A 21,396-nucleotide genomic window follows, 5' to 3' on the forward strand; every position below is an offset into this window, starting at 1 on the left:
ATGACGCACGTCGTCGTCGTGGGCAGCGGCGTCGCGGGACTGACCACGGCGCTCGAGCTCGTCTCCCGTTCGGGCGTCGAGGTGACGCTCGTGGCCAAGGCCCGGCTCGACCAGTCCAACACCGCCGTCGCCCAGGGCGGCGTGGCGGTGGTGACCTCGGCCGAGGACACCCTCGCGTCGCACGTGGCCGACACGCTCGTCGCCGGAGCCGGCCTGTGCGAGGAGGACGCGGTGGAGGTGCTGTGCGCCGACGGGCCCTCCGCGGTGGCCGCGCTCATCCGGCGCGGTGTGCCGTTCGACCGCGCCGGTGGGAAGCTGGCCCTCGGGCTGGAGGCCGCGCACTCCCACGAGCGGATCCTGCACTCCGGCGGCGACGCCACCGGTGCGGCGATCGCCTCCGCCCTCATCGCCCGGCTCGCCGACTCACCGGTCGCCGTCCGTGAGAACGCCACGGTCGTCGACGTCGTGGTCGAGTCCGGCCGGGCCACCGGCGTGCGCCTCCTCGGCGGCGAGTTCATGGCCGCCGACGCCGTCGTCCTGGCCACCGGAGGCGCGGGACAGCTGTTCCCGTGCACCACCAACCCGGCCGTTGCGACGGCCGACGGCGTGGCGATCGCCCTCCGGGCTGGTGCCGTTGTCGCCGACCTCGAGTTCCACCAGTTCCACCCGACGTCGCTGGCCACCCCCGGCAACCACCTGGTGTCCGAGGCGGTGCGCGGCGAGGGCGCGGTCCTCGTCGACGCCACGGGCCACCGGTTCATGACCGACGTGCACCCCGACGCCGAGCTGGCACCGCGCGACGTGGTGGCCCGGGGGATCGCCGAGCAGATGCAGCGTCAGGGCGGGGCCCCGGTTCGTCTCGACGCCACGCGGCTGGGCGCCCGTTTCCTGGCCGAGCGCTTCCCGACGATCGACGCCGTCGTGCGGTCGCAGGGCCTCGACTGGTCGCGCGACCCGATCGAGGTCACGCCCGCGGCGCACTACGTCATGGGCGGCGTGCGCACCGACGTCTGGGGCCGCACCAGCGTCCCGGGCCTGTACGCCGTGGGCGAGGTCGCGTGCAGCGGACTGCACGGCGCCAACCGGCTGGCGTCGAACTCGCTGCTCGAGGGCGCGGTCTACGGCAGCCGCGTCTGCGAGGCGATCCTCGGTCGCGCCGAGGCGCAGGCGGACTTCGACGGAGCGTGGGCCGAGCCGATCGAGCTCGACGTCGAGACGGGTGACGAGGCGTTCGGCCGCACCGACCTGCAGCAGCTCATGTGGGACTCCGCGGGCCTGTCGCGCGACCGTGCCGGTCTCGAGGACGCGGCCGCGGTGCTGGCCGCCTGGGCGCCGCCGGCGCCGATCGACGCCAAGTCCGCCGAGGACGCGAACCTGTGGTGGGTGGCCCGCGCAGTGGTCGCCAGCGCTCTGGCCCGCGAGGAGTCGCGCGGCGGGCACTTCCGCCGCGACTTCCCCGAGACCCACACCGGTGGGGCGCGCCACTCCACGCTCGTGGCGGTGCGCCATGCTTGAGCGCCGCCAGATCCTGCGCGTCGTGGGGGCCGCCCTCGACGAGGACGCCCCGCACGGCGACCTCACCTCCGAGGTCTTCGTCCCGCGCGATGCCACCGCCACCGCCGACCTCGTGGCCCGCGAGCCGGGCGTCTTCGCCGGCGGCGAGGTCGTCGAGGTCGCGATGACCGCCCTCGACCCTCGGGTCGAGGTCAAGCTCCACCTCCGGGACGGTGCCCGCTTCGCCGCCGGCGACCGCCTCGCCACGGTGCGCGGCAACGCGCGCGCCGTGCTGCGCGGCGAGCGCATCGCGCTGAACCTCGTGCAGCGGATGTGTGGCATCGCCACGCTCACCGCCGCCTACGTGGAGACCGCGGGACCGGGTGTGCGCGTGGTCGACACCCGCAAGACGACGCCGGGCCTGCGCGCGCTCGAGCGCCACGCCGTGCGGTGCGGCGGCGGCCACAACCACCGCTTCAGCCTGTCGGACGCCGTCATGGCCAAGGACAACCACCTGGCGCTCGTGGACGACGTCACGGCCGCCATCCGCGCGGCCCGTGAGCAGCTGCCGCACACCACCCACATCGAGGTCGAGGTCGACCGGATCGACCAGATCGAGCCGGTGCTGGCCGGGGGAGTGGACACGATCATGCTCGACAACTTCGCGCTCGACGACCTGCGCGCCGGCGTGGAGCTGGTGGCCGGTCGGGCTCTCGTCGAGGCCTCGGGCGGTGTCGACCTGACCACGATCGCGGAGATCGCGAAGACGGGCGTCGACGTCATCAGCGTCGGGGCGCTGACGCACTCGGTCAGCAACCTCGACCTCGGCCTGGACGTGCGGCTCTCGTGATCTACCTCGACCACGCCGCCACGTCGCCGGTGCGCCGCGAGGTGCTCGAGGCGATGTGGCCGTTCCTGACCCGCGACTTCGGCAACCCGGCCAGTCACCACGAGGACGGGGCCACCGCGCGCCGGGCTCTCGACGACGCGCGCCGTCGCGTGGCCACGGTGCTCGGGGCCCGGTCCGGTGAGGTCACGTTCTGCAGTGGCGGCACGGAGTCCGACAACACGGCCATCAAGGGCATCGCCCTGGCCGACCCGCGCGGACGTCACGTCGTGGTCAGCGCCGTGGAGCACCCGGCAGTGCTGGAGTCCGCCGCCTGGCTCGGCCGGCTCGGGTTCGAGGTCACGGCGCTGCCCGTGGACGCCGACGGGCTCGTCGATCCGGACCATCTCGGCGCGGCCCTGCGCGACGACACCACCCTCGTGAGCATCCAGTACGCGAACAACGAGGTCGGCACCGTCCAGCCCATCGCCGCGCTGTCGGCCGTCGCCGCCGAGCGGGGCGTCCCGTTCCACACCGACGCGGTGCAGGCGGCCGGCTGGCTCGACCTCGACGCGCGCGACCTCGACGTCACCGCGCTGAGCCTCAGCGGGCACAAGCTCGGCACGCCCAAGGGCGTCGGGGTGCTGTGGGTCGACCGGCGCCAGGCGTGGGAGCCGCTCGTGCACGGCGGTGGGCAGCAGGACGGCCGGCGCTCCGGCACCGAGGACGTCGCCGCCGCCGTCGGCATCGCCACCGCGCTCGAGCTCGGCCACGGCGATCCGGTGGAGGTCGCCGCGCGACGGGATCGCTTCGTCGCGCTGGTGGAGGAGCTCGTCCCGGGCGCGAAGCTCACCGGCCACCGCGAGCACCGCCTGCCGGGTCACGCGTCGTTCGTGCTCACCCAGTCACCCCGTAGCGGCGAGTCGATCCTGGTCGACCTCGACGCGCGGGGAGTCGTCACCTCGAGCGGCTCGGCGTGTGCCGCCGGCAGCGACGAGCCCAGCCACGTGCTCACGGCGATGGGCCACGACCGCGAGACCGCCCAGACCGCGGTGCGCTTCACGTTCGACGCTTCGGTGGACGACGACGCGCTTCAGACCGCAGCCGAGGAGTTCGCCCAGGTGGCGAAGGCCTGACTGAGTCCTGCCTGAATCAGCCCTGGGCGCGCTGCACGGCCTGCGGCAGCAGCTCGGCCGCCGTGACCGACGGCTCGCCCTCACCGACGTGGTCGACGGTGACCACGACGGCCGTGTCGTCGTCGGCCGGGGCGTAGACGCGCTCGGTGGTCTGCGGGCCCTCGGACGTGTCCTGGACTGTGCGGAACCCGATGGCGCCGTCGGGCAGGCCCTCGATGCGCTCGAAGCTCCCGTTCGGGATCTCCGCGGTCAGGCACTCGGTGATGGCCGCGTCGACCTGGTCGATCGTGGGGTCGATCGTGGTCTGGTTCTGCGCGGGTCCCTGCAGCGACGACCTGACCTGGTCGCCGTCGGCGAGGACGTAGAGGGCGCTGACGTCGTCGGAGTCGGTGATCGTGAGGTTGTACTCGCCCTCCATCGCGGCGCAGTTGGTCCGCGTGAGGATCGATCGGTCGTCGGTGGTGACCTTCTCGACCTCGGGCAGGTCCTCGCGTTGGAGCAGCGTGGAGGGCACGTCGTCGCGGTCGGTGCCGCCCTCGGGCTCCTCGTCGGCGCAGCTCGCCAGGAGGGCGGCGGCTGCGACGGCGCCGATCAGCAGTCGTCGCACCGTCACTCGCCCGCCGGCCCGTAGTACTCGAGGAACTCGTCCCGGTAGGGGCCCTCGAGGTCGTTGTTCGACGCGTAGGAGCTGACGCCCGACATCGCGGACTGGGCGTAGCTGGACATCTCGTCGGCCGGGATGTCGCCGGCGTTGATGAGCCGCCCGTTCTCGAAGAAGCTGTCGGGCACCTCGTCGCGGGGGATGACGCCGGACTCGACTAGAGCGAGGTAGGCCTGGATCTTGACCCGGTTCGTGCCGGCCGCGGCACGGTCGTTGGCGTTGTCCGTGGCAGCCGCACCCTCGGAGGTGAAGGCGTCGCCGCCGGCGTCCTTGCCCAAGTCGACCGCCTGGCTGTAGCCGAAGTCGATCAGCTTGCTGCCCCAGTCGCCGACGACGTCGGCCCCGGGTAGCGGGACCATGCCCGCGGCGTCGCCGACGAGGTCGATGAAGGCCTGGCGCTGGGCGTCGCGGCTCTCGGCGCCCTCGATCTCGACCTGGCCCACGGAGTACTCGGCGAAGCCCTGAAGGGCGGCCGAGCGCTGGAGGACGTCGCGCAGCTGCATGCGCAGGTCGGGATCGTCGGGGTTGGCCTCGAGCGCCGCGGCGATGTTGTTGACCTGCGTCTGCTGGTAGGCGCCCGTGCCCTCGGCGATGCTCTGCATGCCGTCGGGCGTGCCCATCGCCACCTGCATGAGCGAGTCGAGGTCGTCGCTGAACAGGATCGGGTAGTGCTCGAACGTGCCCAGGTTGTCGATCGTGAGGCTCTTGGAGCCGCCGTCGCCGTCCTCGTTCGGGAAGCGCAGCGCGGTGTCGACCGCCGGCATGTAGAACTTCAGCAGGTCGGCGATGTGCGGCGACGCGGCCTTGGCATCCTCGGGGTTGAAGCCGTCGCTGTTCGCCACCTGGTCGAGGAAGCGCGAGACCAGGCCGGTGGTGGCCTCGGGATCGCTCGTGAGGTTGGCCTCGGAGGTGCCGATGCCCTCGACGGCGTGCGAGATGCCGCCGTAGCCGTCGGCCTTCCACTCGCGGTCGTTGAAGTAGTAGGTCTGGCGGTTCCAGCCGTCCTCGGTGGGCTCGGTGAAGAAGGTCAGGCCGGCCTCGGGGTTCTCCCCGAAGTTGTGCATGATCGCGGCCATCGGGTCGTCGTACCAGCCGTCGTACTCGTCCTTCGTCGGCAGCGGACCGTGACCGTTGTGGTTGTACCAGTCCTGCGCGGTGAGCGGGCCGTCCTGCGCCATGCGCTCGAACCCGTCGAGCGTGCGCGCTGCGCCGAGCAGGAAGTCGTCGTCGTAGGTGGTGTCCTGCATGAGGTACGTGAGGATGTTGGCGCCGTTCATCCCCATGCCGAACTCCTCGGAGAAGGCCTGCTGCTCCTCGTCGGTGAGCAGGGGAGCGCAGCTGTACCGCACGATCTCCTCGCCGAACGACTCGGCGGGGAAGCCGGGCGCGTTGGAGGCGGTGGACAGGCCGGTGCGGAACTCCTCGGCCAGCGAGGTGTACTTCTCGGGGTCGGCGACGCCGCCGTAGCCCATCGCCGAGGAGATGTTCGCCATGAAGCCGACGGTGCCGTCGGGCCCGAGCTCGGTGAACATCGCCGCCATGACGTCGGGATCCTCGTTCCACGTCTCCAGCAGGCCGGCGATGTGGTCGAGGTCCTCCTCGTCGGAGTTGGCATCGATGTCGGCAGCCGCCGAGGCGAGCTCCTGGCCGAGCATCTCCTTCACGCTGGAGAGCGTGTCGCTGGTGACCGAGTAGGTGGCCGAGCCGGTGCCCTCGCGGTCGAGCAGGATCGCCAGGTCACGCCGGGTGGTGAGGTCCTCGAGGTGGTCGTCGAGCCAACGGGTCTTCTTGCCCAGGGAGCTGTCCGACAGGCTCGGCAGGCCGATGGGTGAGGCGGATCGCGCGACGGCGGCCTGCGACTGGACCTCCGTGGAGAGGTCCTGCATCGCGGTGATCGCCGCGCCGATCTCGTCGATCTTGATCGTGACGGTGGTCATGAGGGCCTCTCAGTACATGCTCTGCATGCGCCACTGGCGGGGCCAGTTGTTGCCGCGCCAGTCGTTCTCGGGCACCTTGTCGGGCTCGGAGCCGATGCGGGCCTGGATCGTGGAGACGGCGTCGTCGAAGGCCTCGGGGATGCCGGTGCACTGCTCCTTGAGCTCGGCGATCCAGGAGTCGGCCTCGGTGCAGACCCAGCCGCCGTTGGCGAGCGGGTTCGCGATCGCGTCGAGCGGTGACCCGTAACCGGAGTAGACGTTGTTCCCGCACGTCGTCACGGTCGTCTTCGCCGACTGCAGCGTGTTGCGGAACAGGTTCGGCTCGGTCTTGTCCTCGGTGTCTTCAGGTGTCATCGTTTCCCCCGGCGATGGTTGCTTCGGCGTGGCCCAGCGTAGCGCCGATCGCCGACGCCGTCAGCCCGACGTGGTCACAACGGGCCATGCCCAATGGTCGGGTAGGGCTGCCATCGGGCGATCTGTCCGATACGCTCGTGGCCAGCATCCTGGTCCCTGCGTTCGAATAAATCGGGGGACGAACTCACGAAGGAGACAAACCCATGGTGCAAGCTCGGATCGAAGATCTCTACGCGCTGTACAACACGCTCAACAAGTCGATGCAGGAAACGGACACGATGATCACCAACGTGGACTCGTCCCTGAATCAGGCGAACGAGGAGTGGCAGTCCACCGGCGCCAAGGAGTTCAACGAGGCCTGGATCCAGTTCAAGCAGGCGCTGACGCAGCTGTGCCAGGCGTTCTCGAACGCCGGAACCGACGTCGCCTTCCAGCACAACAAGTTCGCCGAGGGCGCGAAGGAAGCCGATCAGCACCCCGTGCTGACGCCCCTTCAGTCGCCTCGCTGACCTGACCTCGACGCCCGGCTCCCTCGTGGGGCCGGGCGTCTCGGTTCGTGCCGAAGGAGTTCCATGCGCCAGACCCTCGCCGGTGCTGCCCTCGTGCTGACGCTCGGCCTGACCGCCGCGTGCGGCAGTGACGACAGCGACCCCGCGGACCCGAAGCCCAGTGCCTCGGCCACGACCTCCGCGCCCACCACGGAGGCGGCGTGGTCCGCCGACGTCAAGCCGCAGCGACCCGCGGACGAGCAGTCCGAGGCCGGCGCGCTGGCGTTCGCCGAGTTCGCCGCCGACACGGTCTTCTACATGATGGCCACCTCGGACGTGCCCGCCCTGACCGAGATCGCCGAGCTCGGCGCCTGCGAGACCTGCCGTGAGTGGGCCGACAACCACGACAACGGCAAGATCAACAAGCAGTCGATCCTGTCGGGCCCGGTCACCTACGAGTTGGCCGAGAAGCCCGTGATCAACGACGATGTCTTCTACCAGGTGAAACTGGCCATGGACGTGCCGGCGGGCAAGTCCGTGGTCACCACCGACGGCGAGAAGAAGACGACGAGAATCGACGCGGCCAAGGCACTGCCCTTCACGGCCGATCTTCAGTGGAAGGACGACCAATGGGTGCTGCTGCGCTACCAGCTGGGCTGACCTCGTTCGCGCGCCGCGTCGGTGCGCTCCTGTCCGCCACGGTCCTGCTCGCAGGCCTGGTGGCAGCGCTCCAACTGTCCACCGCTGCGCCCGCGGCGGCCGACGACTGCCCCGGTGGATGGGGCGGCGAGGCCGGCTCCGGCGGCGTCGACGTCTGCGGCTCCGAGGGCGGCGAGCAGGGCAACCCGGGCAATGGGGGAGGCGGCGGTGGTGGCGCCATCAGCGTGCCCGTGCCGTGGACGCAGCGCGTCTACGTTCCCTACTGCAGCATCAACTCCGTGACCGCCACCGGTCGGGGCGTGGATGACTACGAGACGATCGCCGACGTCGCGTGCACGGGCTTCTCCTCAGGGTGCCCCGAAGGAGATTTCCGGTACTGGGCCTTCGAACGCCGGATGGGCGCCGACAATCTCGCCATCGACGAGCAGTTCTCCCGAGGGGGCGTCGCCTGTCGCGGCTCGGACGACCCCGACGAGAGCCAGCCCCCGACGATCACCACCGAGGACATCATGGAACGAGCCCTGGCTCTCGCGCCGACGCCCACGTTCGTGATCGAGCCGGCCGAGCGGTCCTACGTCAACATCCCGACGAACTTCGCCGCGGAGGCGCAGGCCACCACCGTCACTGTCGACATCCTCGGCCTCCAGATCCCGGTGGAGTTCACTCCGGGCACGGTGTCCTGGTCGTTCGGCGACGGTCGTTCAGGCAGCGGTGTCGGCATCGAGGGCGCCTCGGTCGGCCAGTCTGGCGCGGTCGAGCACGCGTACGCCCGTTCGGGCGCGTTCGACGTGTCCGTGTCGGTCGCGTACGACGTTCGCATCACGACGCCCGCGGGCACGATCGACCTACCGGCCCCGATCGACCGAACCTCGGCCCCGCAGAACCTCGAGGTCGGCGAGATCCAGTCGGTCGTCACCGAGGTCGACTGACCCTCGCGGACTCAGGTCCGCGAGGGATCAGATCCGCACGACGGGGCAGGTCAGCGTGCGGGTGATGCCCGGCACGCGCTGGATCTGCGAGACCACCAAGGTGCCGAGCTCGTCGACCGAGGGGCCCTCGGCCCGCACGATGACGTCGTAGGGACCGGTGACGTCCTCCGACAGCGCGACCCCCTCGATCTGGGCGATCGCGGCGGCGACGTCGGCGGCCTTGCCGACCTCGGTCTGCACGAGGATGTAGGCGTGAACGGCCATCGGGGAACCTGCTTTCTTTCGGCCCGGGACACGCTATCGCAGTCGCCTCGGTCCGACGCGGTCGGCTGAGACAATGACCCTGTGAGCGAGCAGACGATTGCGGAACTGGGCGAGTTCGGGCTGATCGACCTCGTCAGGGGGCGACTCGGCACCAGCGACTACGTGCTGGTGGGTCCGGGGGACGACGCCGCGCACATCGCCACGGCCGACGGCACCTACGTGACCGCGACCGACATCCTCGTCGAGGGCCGCCACTTCCGCCGCGACTGGTCCACCGCCGCCGACATCGGGCGCAAGGCCGTCGCCGCGAACCTCTCCGACATCAACGCCATGGGCGGCGTGGCCACGGCCCTGCTGGTCGCCTTCGCGGCACCGGGCGACCTGCCCGTCTCCTGGGTCGCCGACCTCGTCAAGGGGATGGTCGAGGAGTGCGACAAGGTCGGCGCCAAGATCGTCGGCGGCGACATGTCGGCCGCTGAGCAGGTGATCCTGTCGATCACGGCCCTCGGCGATGCCGAGCGTCCCGTCACCCGTGCGGGCGCGAAGCCCGGCGATCAGGTCGCCTACGCCGGCACCCTCGGGCTCGCCTCGGCCGGGTACGGCGCGCTGAGCCGCGGCTTCCGGTCGCCCAAGGCGGCCGTCGACGAGCACCGCGCACCCCACCCGCCGTACGCGGCGGGTCCCGCGGCCGCCGCCGCCGGTGCGACCTCGATGATCGACATCAGCGACGGGCTGCTGGCCGACCTCGGCCACGTGGCGCGCGCGAGCAAGGTCGCCATCGACCTCGACCCCGACGCCTTCACGATCCTCGACGCCGTGCAGACGGTGGCGGGAGCGCTCGGCGGCGTCGACCCGCTCACGTTCGTGCTGACGGGCGGCGACGACTACGCGCTGGCCGCCACCTTCGCGGCCGGGGCGACCCTGCCCGACGGCTGGACGAAGATCGGCACGGTCGGCGCAGGGGAGGGCGTCACCGTGGCCGGCGCCCCGTACGAGGGCGGCACCGGCCACAAGCACTGGACCTGAGGGGCGACCTCGGGCGTCAGTCCTGGATCCGCGCGAACGGCGACGCCGCCTCCAGCTCGAAGGCGAGCTCGAGCAGCGTGCGCTCGTCACCGTGGTCGGCCGAGAAGTGCAGGCCCAGCGGCAGGTCGTTCGAGGTACGACCCAGCGGCAGGCTGATCGCCGGACCACCCGAGGCGTTGTTGAGCGGTGTGTACGCCACGTAGGTGCGCAGGCGGTCGAACGCCTCCGTGAACTCGACGCCCGGGTCGAGCCAGCCCAGCTCGGGCGTGGTGTGTCCGAGCGTGGGGCTCAGGACGACGTCCCAGTCCGCGAAGATCTCGCTGTACGACTGCGCCGACCGCTTGAGCGCCCTGATCGCGCCCGGGGTGCGCCAGAAGCTGCGGATGAATGCCTGGGCGAGGCCACGGGTGAACGGATCGACCTTGCTGCGGTCGAAGTCGCGGGAGACGACGAATCGGCCGGCGTAGTCCAGGGAGAAGGCGATCGTGCGCCAGTACTGGACGAAGTGGCGCTCGAAGGCCGCGTCCACGGGGATCGGCATCTCGACGACCACGTGCCCCAGGGAGGCGACGAGCTCGGCGACACGGCGCAGCTCGCGCGTGCTGTCGGCGTCGAGCGGCACACCGTTGAGCGTCTCGGTCACGAGGCCGACCCGAAGCCGGCGCGCCGAGGGACCCTCGACCAGGCCGACCCGCGGAAGGCGGGGGACCGGGCGGTACCTCTCGGCGGCGGCCAGGAACACGGCGGTGTCACGCACGCTGCGCGTGAGGACGCCGTTCGCCACGATGTCGAGCGGGGCGTCCTTCATCTCCTTGGCGGGGGCCAGGCGGTTGCGCGTGGTCTTGAGGCCCACGAGGCCGCACGCCGCGGCGGGGATCCGGATGGAGCCGCCGCCGTCGTTGCCGTGGGCGATCGGCACGGCGCCCGCGGCGACGAGCGCCGCCGAGCCACCCGACGAGGCGCCGGAGGAGTAGGCCGGGTTCCACGGGTTGCGGGTCGGCTCGCGGTCGACGAACTCGGTGGAGGCGGTCAGGCCGAAGGCCGGAAGGGTGGTGGCGCCGACGACGGTGACGCCGGTGGAGAGGAACTGCTCGGTGAACTCCTCGTGGGACTCCGCCGGCTCGGGCGGCACCGCCGCGGAGCCCTGCTGGGTGGGCAGGCCCTTGTAGTCGGTGTTGTTCTTGATGAGGCTCGGCACGCCGGCGAGGGGTCCGCCGTCTCCGGAGACGTCCTCGGCGCGGATCGTGGCCCGGGCCCGGTCGTCGTGGCTGATCCCGTTGAGGACCGGATTCACCCGGTCGATGCGGGCGAGGGCGGCCTCGAGGACCTCGGTGCGGCTGGCCTCGCCCGAGGCGATGAGCTGCGCCACGGCGACGGCGTCGTGATCGGCGAGGACGTCGTCGGTGAAGGCGTGGATTCGGGTCACTCCGCGAGGATAGACCGACGCGGGGTGCGGCGCCGACGATGCGCGAGGGCCGGGCAGAAACGAACAACGGCGGCCCGAGGGCCGCCGTTGTTCACGAAAGATCTGAGCGTCTCAGCGCGAGACCTTGCCGGCCTTCAGGCAACCGGTGCAGACGTTGAGCCGCTTCGGGGTGCCCTCGACGACGGCGCGGACGCGCTGGATGTTCGGATCGAAACGACGCTTGGTGCGTCGGTGCGAGTGGGACACGTTGTGGCCGAAGCCCGGTCCCTTGCCGCACACATCGCAGACGGCTGCCACGGCGACCACTCCTGAACTCGTTCGGGGGAAAAATACAACCTCTCGAGCATACCTGACGCGACACGACCAGCGCGAATCGAGTCCGGCGTCGGCCCGATAGTCTCGACCCATGGCCCTGCGGATCGACACCGAGCGCTTCGACGCGTGGGCCCGGCTGTGCACCGAGATGCTGGCCGTCGCGCGGGACGAGATCGACGCCATGAACGTCTTCCCGGTCCCCGACAGCGACACCGGCACGAACGCCTACTTCACCTTCGTCTCCGGCGTCGAGGCCATCGACGCGCTGCCGGCCGAGCGGTCGTCGGTCGACGTCATGCGCGCCTTCGCCGAGGGCCTGCTGATCGGGGCGAGGGGCAACTGCGGCACGATCCTGGCCGAGCTGGTGCTCGGCAGCCTGCGCGTCCTGCGCGAGTGCCTCGACGGACTCAGCTCCCACGACATCGCCGACGCGCTCGAGGCCGCGTCCACCGCCGCCTACGCCGCGGTGGGCCGCCCGCAGGAGGGCACGATCCTCACGGTGGCGGCGTCGGCGGCGCGGGCGGCGCGGGAGGCCGCGTCCACGGAGGACGACCCGCGGCGCGTGTTCGACGTGGCCGCCGGGGCGGCCCGCGAGGCGCTCGCGCTCACGCCCACGCAGTTCGAGAGGCTCGCGCGGGCTGGGGTCGTCGACGCCGGCGGTCGCGCGCTCGTGGTCGTGCTCGACTCCGTCGCCTTCGCGCTCACCGGCCGCGCGCCCACGCCGCGGTCCGCGACCGTCCCGGTGCCGATCGTCGAGCCCGGGTCCGACCTCGGCGAGGACGGGCCCTCGTACGAGGTGATGTACCTGCTGCGCACCGCCGACGACCGGATCCCCGGACTCCGCGACGCTCTCGAGCCGCTCGGCGACTCGCTGGTCGTGATCGGCGGCGAGGGGCTGTGGAACGTGCACGTGCACGTCGACGACGTGGGCGCGGCGATCGAGGCCGGCATCGCGGCCGGCTCGCCGTTCCGCATCTCCGTCACGCACTTCGCCGAGCAGATGGCCCGTCCCGTCGCGCCGGCGGGCGGTCGCGTGATCATCAGCGCGGTCACCGGTCCCGGCCTGGCCGAGCTCACCGAGCGGGCGGGTGGCACCGCGCTGCACTTCTCGCCCGGCTCGTCCCTCACGGTCGCCCAGGTCGCGGGCGCCATCGCCGACAGCGGCGCCGACGAGGTGATCCTCCTGCCCAACCGCGCCGGTCACATCGCGATGTTCGAGGCGGCCGCGTCCGCGGCGCGCGACGCCGGGGCGCGGGTCGCCGTGCTGCCCACCACCGTGCAGGTCCAGGCGCTCACCGCCCTCGCGGTGCACGATCCGGGCCGTCCCTTCGACGTGGTGGTCGTCGCGATGTCGAACGCCGCGGGCGCCACGCGGCACGGCGCCGTCACGATCGCCGTCGAGGACGGCATCACGATGGCGGGCCCGTGCTCGGCCGGTGATGTGCTCGGCGTCGTCAACGGCGACTTCGCGATCATCGGGTCCTCCGAGGTCGACGTCGCGTTCGAGGTGCTGCAGCGCCTCGATCTCGCGACCGCCGAGATGGTCACCCTCGTCACCGGACGCGACTGCGACCCCGCCACGAGCGAGCGGATCGCCGCGCGGGTCCAGCAGGAGGCGCCGCACGTCGACGTGGAGACGATTGACGGCGACCAGGGCACCTACCCGCTCTTCCTGGCGGTGGAATGACCGCGATCGACTTCGACACCCGCCTGTCCAAGGTGGTGGGGGACTCGGCCAAGAAGCTGGAGAAGGCGTTCGGCCACCGCACCGTCGGCGACCTGCTGCGCCACTTCCCGCGCCGTTACATCGACCTGGAGCACCCGGACTCGTTCAACGAGCTCGAGGAGGGCCAGGTCGTCGCGTTCGTCGCCACGGTGCTGGACGTCAAGAAGCTCTCGTTCCGGAGCAACCCCCGCAAGTTCCGCGTCGTGGTGACCCTGTCGGACGGGCGGGCCACGATGGAGGCGGTGTTCTTCAACCAGTACGTCGTCTCCAAGACGCCCGTCGGCAGCCAGCAGCTGCTGTCGGGCGAGGTCTCGGCCTACCAGGGACGGCTGCAGCTGGCGTCGCCCCACATGCGCGAGCTGCCCGAGGGCAAGACCCTCGCCGACCTCGGTCGCGGCGGCGGCGCACTGCCGATCTATCCCGCGGGCGGTGGGCTCACCACGTGGGACGTCGAGCGAGCCGTCCAGGTGGCGCTCGACGTCGTCGACGTCTTCCCCGAGCCGATCCCCGAGCAGGTCCGCAGCGAGCGCGGCCTGCTCGACGCCCCCACGGCCTACGAGTACATCCACCGCCCGCGCAAGCGCGCCGATTGGGTGTTCGCGCAGACCCGGCTGCGCTTCGAGGAGGCCTTCGAGGTCCAGGCGGTCTTCGCGCGCCGACGCACCGACTCGCAGCAGCGGCGCGCCCTCGCGCGGCCCGGTCGCGGCGACGGGATCCGGGTGGCGTTCGAGCAGCGGCTGCCGTTCCAGCTCACGGCGGGCCAGGCGCAGGTGGCGGGTGAGATCGACCAGGACCTGGCCGACACGCACCCGATGCACCGGCTCCTTCAGGGTGAGGTCGGCTCAGGCAAGACGATCGTCGCCCTGCTCGCCATGCTCCAGGTCGTCGACTCCGGGGGACAGGCCGCGCTGCTGGCGCCCACCGAGGTGCTGGCGACCCAGCATCACCGCAGCATCGAGCGGATGCTCGGCGACCTCGCGAAGGGCGGCATGCTCGGCGGTGCCGACGAGGCCACGCGCGTGCGCCTGCTCACCGGCTCGATGGGGGCGAAGGCCCGTCAGCAGGCACTGCTCGACATCGTGTCGGGCGAGGCCGGGATCGTCGTGGGCACCCACGCGCTGCTGGAGGAGACGGTGAAGTTCGCCGACCTCGGACTCGTGGTGATCGACGAGCAGCACCGCTTCGGCGTCGAGCAGCGCTCGGCGCTCTCCGACCGGGCGGCCGCGGCCGACGGCGTGAGCCCCCACGTCCTCGTCATGACCGCCACGCCCATTCCGCGCACGATCGCGATGACCGTGTTCGGCGACCTCGAGGTCTCCACGCTGCGCGAGCTGCCCGCGGGCCGCCAGCCGATCCAGAGCAACGTCGTGCCCGTGGCGGAGCAGCCCTCGTGGCTCGAGCGCGCGTGGCAGCGCGTGCACGAGGAGGTCGCGCGCGGGCGCCAGGCCTACGTCGTGGTCTCGCGGATCGGCGAGGCCGTCGCGGAGGACGACGTCGAGCCGCCCGAGGACGACGACGAGGAGCAGAAGCGGCCCACCGTCGGCCTCGTCGAGCTGGCCGAGGCGCTCGAGCAGGGGCCCCTCGCCGGCCTGCGGGTCGGCCGCCTGCACGGCCGCATGGCCGCCGACGAGAAGGACGCGGTGATGTCGGCCTTCGCCGCGGGCGACGTCGACGTCCTCGTGGCCACGACCGTGGTGGAGGTGGGCGTCGACGTCCCCAACGCCACGATGATGATCGTGATGGACGCCGACCGCTTCGGCGTCTCGCAGCTGCACCAGCTGCGTGGCCGGGTGGGCCGTGGCTCCGAGCCGGGGCTGTGCCTGCTGGTCACGGGGTCGCCCGCCGGCACCCCGGCCCGCGAGCGCCTCGCCGCCGTGGCCGCCAGCACCGATGGCTTCGAGCTCTCGAAGCTCGACGTCGAGCTGCGTCGCGAGGGCGACGTGCTGGGTGCGCGCCAGTCCGGTGTCCGGTCGAGCCTGCGGCTGCTGTCGGTCGTGCGCGACGAGCAGGTCATCGCCGACGCGCGCGACGCCGCCGTGGCCGCGCTGGCATCGGGCGACGTGCCGCCCGACCTCGAGGCGTCGATCCGCCGGCTCGAGGAGTCCGAGCGCGCCGACTACCTGGAGCGGGCATGAGCGGGCTCCAGCGACGGATCGGTGGGTTGGCGGCATGACGCGGATCATCGCCGGGCGGTGGGGAGGCCGCCGCATCACGACGCCCCCGGGCGACGGCACCCGCCCCACCTCCGACCGCGTGCGCGAGTCGGTGTTCGCCTCCCTGAACTCGCTGCTGGGCGGCTTCGACGGACTCCGGGTCCTCGACCTGTTCGCCGGCTCGGGGGCGCTCGGGCTCGAGTGCGTCTCGCGCGGGGCCGCGCACGCCGACCTCGTCGAGTCCGACGCGCGCGCCGCCCGCACCATCCAGCGCAACGTCACCGAACTGGGCGCGTCAGCACGCGTGCACCGCGTCACGGCGCAGCGCTACGTGGCTGCGAACAGCGGTCCGTGGGACCTCGTGTTCCTCGACCCTCCGTACGCCGTGCCCACCGAGGAGGTGGCGTCGATCGTCGCCGCGCTGCGCCCCTCCCTGGCCGAGGACGCCGTCGTGGTGGTCGAGCGCTCGAGCCGCGACGAGTTCACGTGGCCCGAGGGGTTCGACGCGCTGCGGGACAAGTCCTACGGCGAGACGCGCCTTTGGTACGGTCACTGACATGACGCGCGTGGTGTGCCCCGGCTCCTTCGACCCCATCACGAACGGCCATCTCGACATCATCGAGCGAGCCTCGTTCCTGTTCGACGAGGTCGTCGTGGTCGTGCTGGTGAACGAGAGCAAGGCGGGGCTCTTCCCGATCGAGCGCCGCATCGAGCTGATCGCGGAGGCGACCTCCGAGCTGGAGAACGTCACGCTCGACTCCTACGCCGGACTGCTCGTCGACTACTGCGCGCAGAACGACGTCCAGGCCATCGTCAAGGGCCTGCGCGCCGTCTCGGACTTCGACTACGAGCTCCAGATGGCCCAGATGAACGGGAACCTGACGGGGATCGACACGGTCTTCATCCCCACCTCGCCGGACTACACGTTCATCGCGTCAAGCCTGGTCAAGGAGGTCGCTCGCCACGGCGGCGACGTCAACGGCCTCGTGCCCAAGCACGTGATGAACGCCCTCGACGCGGCCTTCGGGCACTGACCCCCTGACCCGTCACTGCACGGGCGACCGAGGCTCCCAGCCGCGCCCGAGGTGACTCCCTCTCCGGACGGCGGCGTTCCCGAACCGCGCGGCGACGCGATCGAGGGTCTGGTCGAGCACGGGATCGGCCTCGTCGTCGAGCGGCAGCACGAGCTGGGCACCGTGGTCGTCGAGCCCCGACAGCGCGACGCCCACCAGTGTGATGCCGTCCCGCTCGATGTCGGCACGGCGCGACGTCAGCAGGGCGCGGGCGACCTCGGAGATCACCGAGGTGCTCTCGGTGGGCCGGGGCAGCGTGCGCGACGACGTGGAGCGACGGAAGTCACCGAACCGCAAGCGAATCGTGACTGTCGCGGCGGTCCGGCCCGCCCGGCGCATGCGGCGCCCGACCTTGTCGCACAGCGCGAGCAGCGCGAGGTCGGCCTCGGCGAACGAGGCACGGCCCAGCGCGTGCTGCGCCCCGATCGACCGGCGTGAAGGGCCGGGCTCGACCCGGCGGGCGTCGTGCCCGTTCGCGAGCGCGTGGAGGTGGTGACCCGCGGCGCGCCCGACGATCGCGGACAGCTCGCCGGCGGACAGCTCGCCGGGGGTCAGCCGCGCGACGTCCGCCACCGTGCGCAGGCGGGCGGCGTGCAGCTTCGCCGCGGTGATGTCGCCCACGCCCCACAGCCGCTCGACGGGCAGCGCGTGCAGGAACTCCAGCTCGCCGTCGACCGGTACGACGAGCAGCCCGTCGGGCTTGGCCAGCGTGCTGGCGACCTTGGCGAGGTAGGGAGTGCGGGCGAGGCCCACGGAGATCGGCAGGCCCGTCTCGTCCTGCACCCGGCGCCGCAGCTCGCGCGCGATCGGCAGGGCGGGGCCGCGCAGCCGGCGCAGCCCGGAGACGTCGAGGAACGCCTCGTCGATCGACAGGCCGCGGACGAGGGGAGTGGTGTCGCGGAAGATCGCGAAGACGGCCTTGCTGGCCGCGACGTACGCGTCGAATCGCGGCGGCACGACCACCGCCTCGGGGCACAGCCGCAGCGCCTGGCGGCCGCCCATGGCCGTGCGCACGCCCCGCGCCCGGGCCTCGTAGGAGCCCGACAGGACGACCCCACCGCCGACGATCACCGGGCGCCCGCGCAGGGACGGGTCGTCGCGCTGCTCCACCGACGCGTAGAACGCGTCGAGGTCGGCGTGGAGGATCGACCCGAACCGGTCGTCGTCCTTGGCCTCCATGGGGCCAGCGTCCCACCCGGGACCGACGCTTCCGGTGTCGCTTCTCCCGGCCGGTCCGCCATGATGAGGAGGTGACCGACACCGATTCGCCTCCCCGAGGCGCGGCGAGGTAGGATTGACGCTGGCCCGTTTGCTGGCCGTGGTTCTTCGGTGCACTCGATGAGGGGTTTGACGTGGCTTCCCGACCGTTCGTGTTCGACACCCAGGTGTTGGGACGTCGACCCGGTACGGAGAAGTCGTACGATCTCGTCCTCGAGGCACCTGCGGACCTCGGTCTTCCGGTCTTCGGTGTTCCCGAGGGCTCGCCCATCGGTCTGGAGCTTCGGCTCGAGGCAGTGATGGACGGTGTTCTCGCCACCGGAACCGCCTCGGTCCACGCCGTCGGCGAGTGTGTGCGCTGCTTGAGGGACGTCGAAGAGGACTTCGACTGCGACTTCCAGGAGCTCTACCTCTACGAGGACGCGGGCGAGGATGAACTGGCCCTCGAGGACGAGTATCTGGACCTCGAGCCCGTCCTGCGGGACGCGGTGGTGCTCGCACTGCCGCACAACCCGTTGTGTGATCCGGACTGTCCGGGACTGTGCCCCGAGTGTGGGGCCCGGCTCGCGGACGATCCCGACCACACACACGGTGACGCGATCGACCCGAGATGGTCGGCGCTGACCCACCTGACCGAACGACCTGAGGAGTAACCGTGGCCGTCCCGAAGCGGAAGATGTCGCGCAGCAACACCCGGCACCGCCGTTCTGCGTGGAAGACGACGGCTGTCGCCACCGTCGACTGCGCGAACCCGGCATGCAACGGCAAGGTGATTTCCCACCGTGCCTGCGCCGAGTGCGGCCAGTACGGCGCGCGCGGTGAGCGTCGTCAGGTCCTCTGACCTGCACGACGTGCCCGAGCTCGCGGCACTGAGTGAGACGCTCGGGGTCCCTGATCTGGACCCCGAGCTCCTCACGCATGCCCTGACTCACCGGTCGTACTCCTACGAGAACGGCCAGATCCCGAACAACGAGCGCCTGGAGTTCCTCGGCGACTCGGTGCTCGGCCTCGTGGTCACCGAGACCCTGTTCCGTGGCCACCCCGACCTGCCCGAGGGCCAGCTGGCGAAGCTGCGCGCGGCGGTCGTCAGCGCGAAGGCCCTGGCGGAGGTCGCGCGCACCCTCGGCCTCGGCGACCACCTGCGTCTCGGTCGTGGCGAGGAGGCCTCGGGCGGCCGGAACAAGCCCTCGATCCTCTCCGACGCCATGGAGGCCGTGCTCGGCGCGGTCTTCGTCGAGTTCGGCATCGAGCGCGCCGCCGACGTCATCCACGCGATCTTCGACCCGGTGATCGCCGACGCCGCCCAGATGGGTGCCGGCCTCGACTGGAAGACCTCGCTGCAGGAGATCTCGGCGCTGCACGGACTCGGCGTGCCCGCCTACGTCCTCGAGGGCACCGGCCCCGATCACGACAAGACGTTCACCGCCTCCGTCGTGCTGGGCGCCGAGCGCTTCGACGGCGGCACCGGCCGCTCCAAGAAGGACGCCGAGCAGATGGTCGCCGAGATCGCGTGGCGTGCCATCAGCGAGCGCGCCGCCGCGACCGCCCCAGCCCCGAACCCCGACGGTGCCCGAGCTTCCTGAGGTCGAGGTCGTCCGGCGCGGCCTGGACGACCACGTGGTCGGGCGCACGATCACCGCGGTGGAGGTGCTCGACTCGCGTTCGGTGCGCCGCCACGGCCCCGGCCCCTCCGACTTCGTCGCCCGCCTCGTCTCCCGCCGGGTCGAGTCGGCCCACCGCCGCGGCAAGTACCTGTGGCTGGCGCTCGACGACGGCTCCAGCATCCTGACCCACCTCGGGATGAGCGGTCAGGCCCTCATCTCCGATCCCGACGCCCCGCCGCCGCGTCACCTGCGTATCACCTTCGACCTCGACGACGGACGTCAGCTGCGCTTCGCCGACCAGCGGATCTTCGGGGGCATGTCGGTCAGCGAGACCGATCCGCCCACCGAGATCGCCCACATCGCGCTCGACCCGCTGGATCCCGCGTTCGACGACGCGGCGTTCGTCGCCCGCCTGCGCCGCCGCCAGACCGGAGTGAAGCGCGCCCTGCTCGACCAGGGGCTGGTCTCCGGGGTGGGCAACATCTACGCCGACGAGGCGCTGTGGCGCACCCGCCTGCACTACGCGCGCAACACCAAGGGGCTGCGGATCGCCGAGGCCACCGAGTTGATCGGCCACGTGCGCGACGTGATGACGATGGCGCTCGAGCAGGGCGGCACGTCGTTCGACGCGCTGTACGTGAACGTCAACGGGCAGAGCGGCTACTTCGACCGCTCGTTGAACGCCTACGGCCAGGAGGGGCGGCCCTGCGACCGCTGCGGCGACCTCATCGTGCGCGAGCCGTTCATGAACCGCTCGTCCTACCGGTGCCCCACGTGCCAGCCGCGGCCCCGCAATGGTCGCTGGTGAGTCCCGGGATGCGCGCGGCTCGCTAGGGTGACCGCGTGGACCGGTACGGGAGCGAGGCGCGCGAGCGGGTCGTGCCCGAGCCGGCGAAGCGCTCGGGACGCACCTCCTTCGAGCGCGATAGGGCGCGGATCCTGCACTCCTCCGCACTGCGGCGCCTGGCCGGCAAGACCCAGGTGATGGGCGCCGGCACCGACGACTTCGTCCGCAACCGGCTGACCCACTCGCTCGAGGTCGCCCAGGTGGCGCGCGAGCTGGGCAAGAGCCTCGGCTGCGACCCCGAGATCGTCGACTCCGCCGCGCTGTCGCACGACCTGGGGCACCCGCCGTTCGGGCACAACGGCGAGACGGCGCTCAACGAGGTCGCCGCGTCGATCGGGGGCTTCGAGGGCAACGCCCAGACGCTGCGGATCCTGTCGCGCCTCGAGGCCAAGACCTTCGACGCCCGGGGCCGCAGCGTGGGCCTCAACCTGACCCGCGCGACGTTGTCGTCGTGCGTGAAGTACCCGTGGCGCCGCGGCGAGCGGGACACCCCGAAGTTCGGCGTCTACGAGGACGACCTGCGCGTGTTCGAGTGGCTCGACATGAAGGGCCGGCTGACGATGGAGGCGCAGGTCATGGACCTGTCGGACGACATCGCCTACTCGGTCCACGACGTGGAGGACGGGGTCGTCGGGAACTGGTTCAGCCTCGTCGGCGACCTCGACACGCCGGGCTCCTGGCGCGTGGCGCGTGACTGGTACGACGCGAGCGCCACCGATGACCGGCTCGACGCGGCTCTGGAGCGGCTGCGGGCACTGCCCGAGTGGCCGGTGTCGGCGTTCACGGCCGACCGGTCGTCCCAGGCGGTCCTCAAGAGCCTGACCAGCGCCCTCATCGGCCGGTTCGCCGGCGCCGCGTACGAGGCCACCGTGGAGCAGTGGGGGACCGGCCCGCTCGTCCGGTACGAGGGCGAGCTCGAGGTGTCGCGCGACACCCTCGACGAGATCAACGTGCTCAAGTCGCTGGCGGCGCACCACGTGATGCGGGCCGACCCGCGCGTGCGCGACCTCGCGCAGCAGCGCGACCTGCTGCACGGGCTCGTGGCCCACCTGCGACTCAAGGGCGAGGGCGAGCTGGAGCCGGAGTTCGCCACCGACTTCCGGGCCGCGGCGGACGACGCCCAGCGCCTGCGCGTGATCGTCGACCAGGTGGCCAGCCTCACCGATGCCTCGGCACACGCGTGGGCGCGCCGGCTGCTGGGCTGACCCCGGCTGCCGGGACGCCCGTATCCAGATCGGGCGTGGGTCGCAGCACCTAGG

General features: G+C 71.7%; 23 protein-coding genes. 16 read left to right on the plus strand and 7 right to left on the minus strand.

Annotated features, from left to right (window positions below):
- Genes nadB through ACY1JX_RS15165 form a run of 3 tightly spaced genes read left to right on the plus strand, consistent with a single transcriptional unit; the run spans position 1 to position 3,456 of the window.
- Complete coding sequence (nadB, locus tag ACY1JX_RS15155) at positions 1-1,515, plus strand: L-aspartate oxidase (RefSeq protein ID WP_462564478.1); 1,515 nt, start codon at positions 1-3, stop codon at positions 1,513-1,515.
- Positions 1,508-2,344, plus strand: coding sequence for a carboxylating nicotinate-nucleotide diphosphorylase (gene nadC, locus ACY1JX_RS15160; RefSeq protein ID WP_462564479.1), 837 nt, complete (start codon positions 1,508-1,510; stop codon positions 2,342-2,344). The genes nadB and nadC overlap by 8 nt, the downstream gene beginning before the upstream one ends.
- Entirely contained in the window at positions 2,341-3,456 is a 1,116-nt protein-coding gene (locus ACY1JX_RS15165; RefSeq protein ID WP_462564480.1) for a cysteine desulfurase family protein, read from the plus strand. Before nadC ends, ACY1JX_RS15165 begins: the two co-directional genes overlap by 4 nt.
- Before the next feature lie 16 nt (positions 3,457-3,472).
- Here the strand turns inward: ACY1JX_RS15165 and ACY1JX_RS15170 are convergent, their stop codons facing one another.
- The 3 genes from ACY1JX_RS15170 to ACY1JX_RS15180 are packed head-to-tail and all read right to left on the minus strand — an operon-like array spanning position 3,473 to position 6,408.
- Positions 3,473-4,063 (minus strand): hypothetical protein, encoded by a 591-nt coding sequence (locus ACY1JX_RS15170; protein ID WP_462564481.1) that lies wholly within the window; start codon positions 4,061-4,063, stop codon positions 3,473-3,475.
- A gap of 2 nt (positions 4,064-4,065) precedes the next feature.
- Positions 4,066-6,054, minus strand: coding sequence for a DUF6571 family protein (locus ACY1JX_RS15175; RefSeq protein WP_462564482.1), 1,989 nt, complete (start codon positions 6,052-6,054; stop codon positions 4,066-4,068).
- A 9-nt stretch (positions 6,055-6,063) separates the two neighbouring features.
- The gene (locus ACY1JX_RS15180) at positions 6,064-6,408 is read right to left on the minus strand and encodes a hypothetical protein (RefSeq protein WP_181756613.1); all 345 of its coding nucleotides are present in this window, start codon (positions 6,406-6,408) and stop codon (positions 6,064-6,066) included.
- Between the two features lie 203 nt (positions 6,409-6,611).
- Here ACY1JX_RS15180 and ACY1JX_RS15185 point away from each other — a divergent pair, with 203 nt between their 5' ends.
- From ACY1JX_RS15185 to ACY1JX_RS15195, 3 genes are all read left to right on the plus strand, one after another.
- Positions 6,612-6,917, plus strand: coding sequence for a WXG100 family type VII secretion target (locus ACY1JX_RS15185; RefSeq protein ID WP_181756614.1), 306 nt, complete (start codon positions 6,612-6,614; stop codon positions 6,915-6,917).
- A gap of 63 nt (positions 6,918-6,980) precedes the next feature.
- Positions 6,981-7,556 carry a DUF6318 family protein gene (locus ACY1JX_RS15190; protein ID WP_181756615.1) on the plus strand — a complete coding sequence of 192 codons (576 nt, stop codon included), beginning with the start codon at positions 6,981-6,983 and terminating at the stop codon, positions 7,554-7,556.
- Positions 7,526-8,485, plus strand: a complete 960-nt coding sequence (locus ACY1JX_RS15195; protein WP_462564483.1) for a hypothetical protein — start codon at positions 7,526-7,528, stop codon at positions 8,483-8,485. The genes ACY1JX_RS15190 and ACY1JX_RS15195 overlap by 31 nt, the downstream gene beginning before the upstream one ends.
- A 27-nt stretch (positions 8,486-8,512) precedes the next feature.
- On the opposite strand, the gene ACY1JX_RS15200 is transcribed toward ACY1JX_RS15195, so the two are convergent.
- Complete coding sequence (locus tag ACY1JX_RS15200; protein WP_181756617.1) at positions 8,513-8,749, minus strand: Lrp/AsnC ligand binding domain-containing protein; 237 nt, start codon at positions 8,747-8,749, stop codon at positions 8,513-8,515.
- An 81-nt stretch (positions 8,750-8,830) separates the two neighbouring features.
- Here ACY1JX_RS15200 and ACY1JX_RS15205 point away from each other — a divergent pair, with 81 nt between their 5' ends.
- On the plus strand, positions 8,831-9,775 hold the full coding sequence (locus ACY1JX_RS15205) for a thiamine-phosphate kinase (protein WP_181756618.1): 945 nt from the start codon (positions 8,831-8,833) through the stop codon (positions 9,773-9,775).
- 16 nt (positions 9,776-9,791) lie between these two features.
- Here the strand turns inward: ACY1JX_RS15205 and ACY1JX_RS15210 are convergent, their stop codons facing one another.
- Together ACY1JX_RS15210 and rpmB are read right to left on the minus strand one after the other, a co-directional pair.
- Positions 9,792-11,201 (minus strand): amidase, encoded by a 1,410-nt coding sequence (locus ACY1JX_RS15210; RefSeq protein WP_462564484.1) that lies wholly within the window; start codon positions 11,199-11,201, stop codon positions 9,792-9,794.
- A gap of 111 nt (positions 11,202-11,312) precedes the next feature.
- The gene (gene rpmB, locus ACY1JX_RS15215) at positions 11,313-11,498 is read right to left on the minus strand and encodes a 50S ribosomal protein L28 (RefSeq protein ID WP_078701430.1); all 186 of its coding nucleotides are present in this window, start codon (positions 11,496-11,498) and stop codon (positions 11,313-11,315) included.
- 109 nt (positions 11,499-11,607) lie between these two features.
- Between rpmB and ACY1JX_RS15220 the strand changes: the two genes are divergently transcribed.
- Genes ACY1JX_RS15220 through coaD form a run of 4 tightly spaced genes read left to right on the plus strand, consistent with a single transcriptional unit; the run spans position 11,608 to position 16,429 of the window.
- Positions 11,608-13,203: a DAK2 domain-containing protein gene (locus ACY1JX_RS15220; protein WP_462564485.1), complete on the plus strand. Its 1,596-nt coding sequence runs from the start codon at positions 11,608-11,610 to the stop codon at positions 13,201-13,203.
- Positions 13,200-15,377, plus strand: a complete 2,178-nt coding sequence (locus ACY1JX_RS15225; RefSeq protein WP_462564486.1) for an ATP-dependent DNA helicase RecG — start codon at positions 13,200-13,202, stop codon at positions 15,375-15,377. Before ACY1JX_RS15220 ends, ACY1JX_RS15225 begins: the two co-directional genes overlap by 4 nt.
- Before the next feature lie 34 nt (positions 15,378-15,411).
- The gene (gene rsmD / locus ACY1JX_RS15230; RefSeq protein ID WP_078700574.1) at positions 15,412-15,951 is read left to right on the plus strand and encodes a 16S rRNA (guanine(966)-N(2))-methyltransferase RsmD; all 540 of its coding nucleotides are present in this window, start codon (positions 15,412-15,414) and stop codon (positions 15,949-15,951) included.
- 1 nt (position 15,952) lies between these two features.
- Positions 15,953-16,429, plus strand: coding sequence for a pantetheine-phosphate adenylyltransferase (coaD, locus tag ACY1JX_RS15235; protein WP_181756623.1), 477 nt, complete (start codon positions 15,953-15,955; stop codon positions 16,427-16,429).
- 12 nt (positions 16,430-16,441) lie between these two features.
- Here coaD and dinB read toward each other — a convergent pair whose 3' ends face one another.
- Complete coding sequence (gene dinB / locus ACY1JX_RS15240; protein ID WP_462564487.1) at positions 16,442-17,647, minus strand: DNA polymerase IV; 1,206 nt, start codon at positions 17,645-17,647, stop codon at positions 16,442-16,444.
- Positions 17,648-17,820: 173 nt separating this feature from the next.
- On the opposite strand from dinB, the gene ACY1JX_RS15245 reads away from it, so the two are divergent.
- The 5 genes from ACY1JX_RS15245 to ACY1JX_RS15265 are packed head-to-tail and all read left to right on the plus strand — an operon-like array spanning position 17,821 to position 21,342.
- Positions 17,821-18,339, plus strand: coding sequence for a YceD family protein (locus ACY1JX_RS15245; RefSeq protein WP_286929072.1), 519 nt, complete (start codon positions 17,821-17,823; stop codon positions 18,337-18,339).
- Positions 18,340-18,341: 2 nt separating this feature from the next.
- Positions 18,342-18,527: a 50S ribosomal protein L32 gene (gene rpmF / locus ACY1JX_RS15250; protein WP_078700579.1), complete on the plus strand. Its 186-nt coding sequence runs from the start codon at positions 18,342-18,344 to the stop codon at positions 18,525-18,527.
- Positions 18,505-19,269 (plus strand): ribonuclease III, encoded by a 765-nt coding sequence (gene rnc, locus ACY1JX_RS15255; protein ID WP_286929070.1) that lies wholly within the window; start codon positions 18,505-18,507, stop codon positions 19,267-19,269. The genes rpmF and rnc overlap by 23 nt, the downstream gene beginning before the upstream one ends.
- Positions 19,253-20,098: a bifunctional DNA-formamidopyrimidine glycosylase/DNA-(apurinic or apyrimidinic site) lyase gene (gene mutM / locus ACY1JX_RS15260; RefSeq protein WP_462564488.1), complete on the plus strand. Its 846-nt coding sequence runs from the start codon at positions 19,253-19,255 to the stop codon at positions 20,096-20,098. Before rnc ends, mutM begins: the two co-directional genes overlap by 17 nt.
- 35 nt (positions 20,099-20,133) lie before the next feature.
- On the plus strand, positions 20,134-21,342 hold the full coding sequence (locus ACY1JX_RS15265; RefSeq protein WP_462564489.1) for a deoxyguanosinetriphosphate triphosphohydrolase: 1,209 nt from the start codon (positions 20,134-20,136) through the stop codon (positions 21,340-21,342).
- Positions 21,343-21,396: the final 54 nt, after the last annotated feature.

The sequence above is a fragment of the Aeromicrobium sp. JP4 genome, assembly GCF_054957925.1.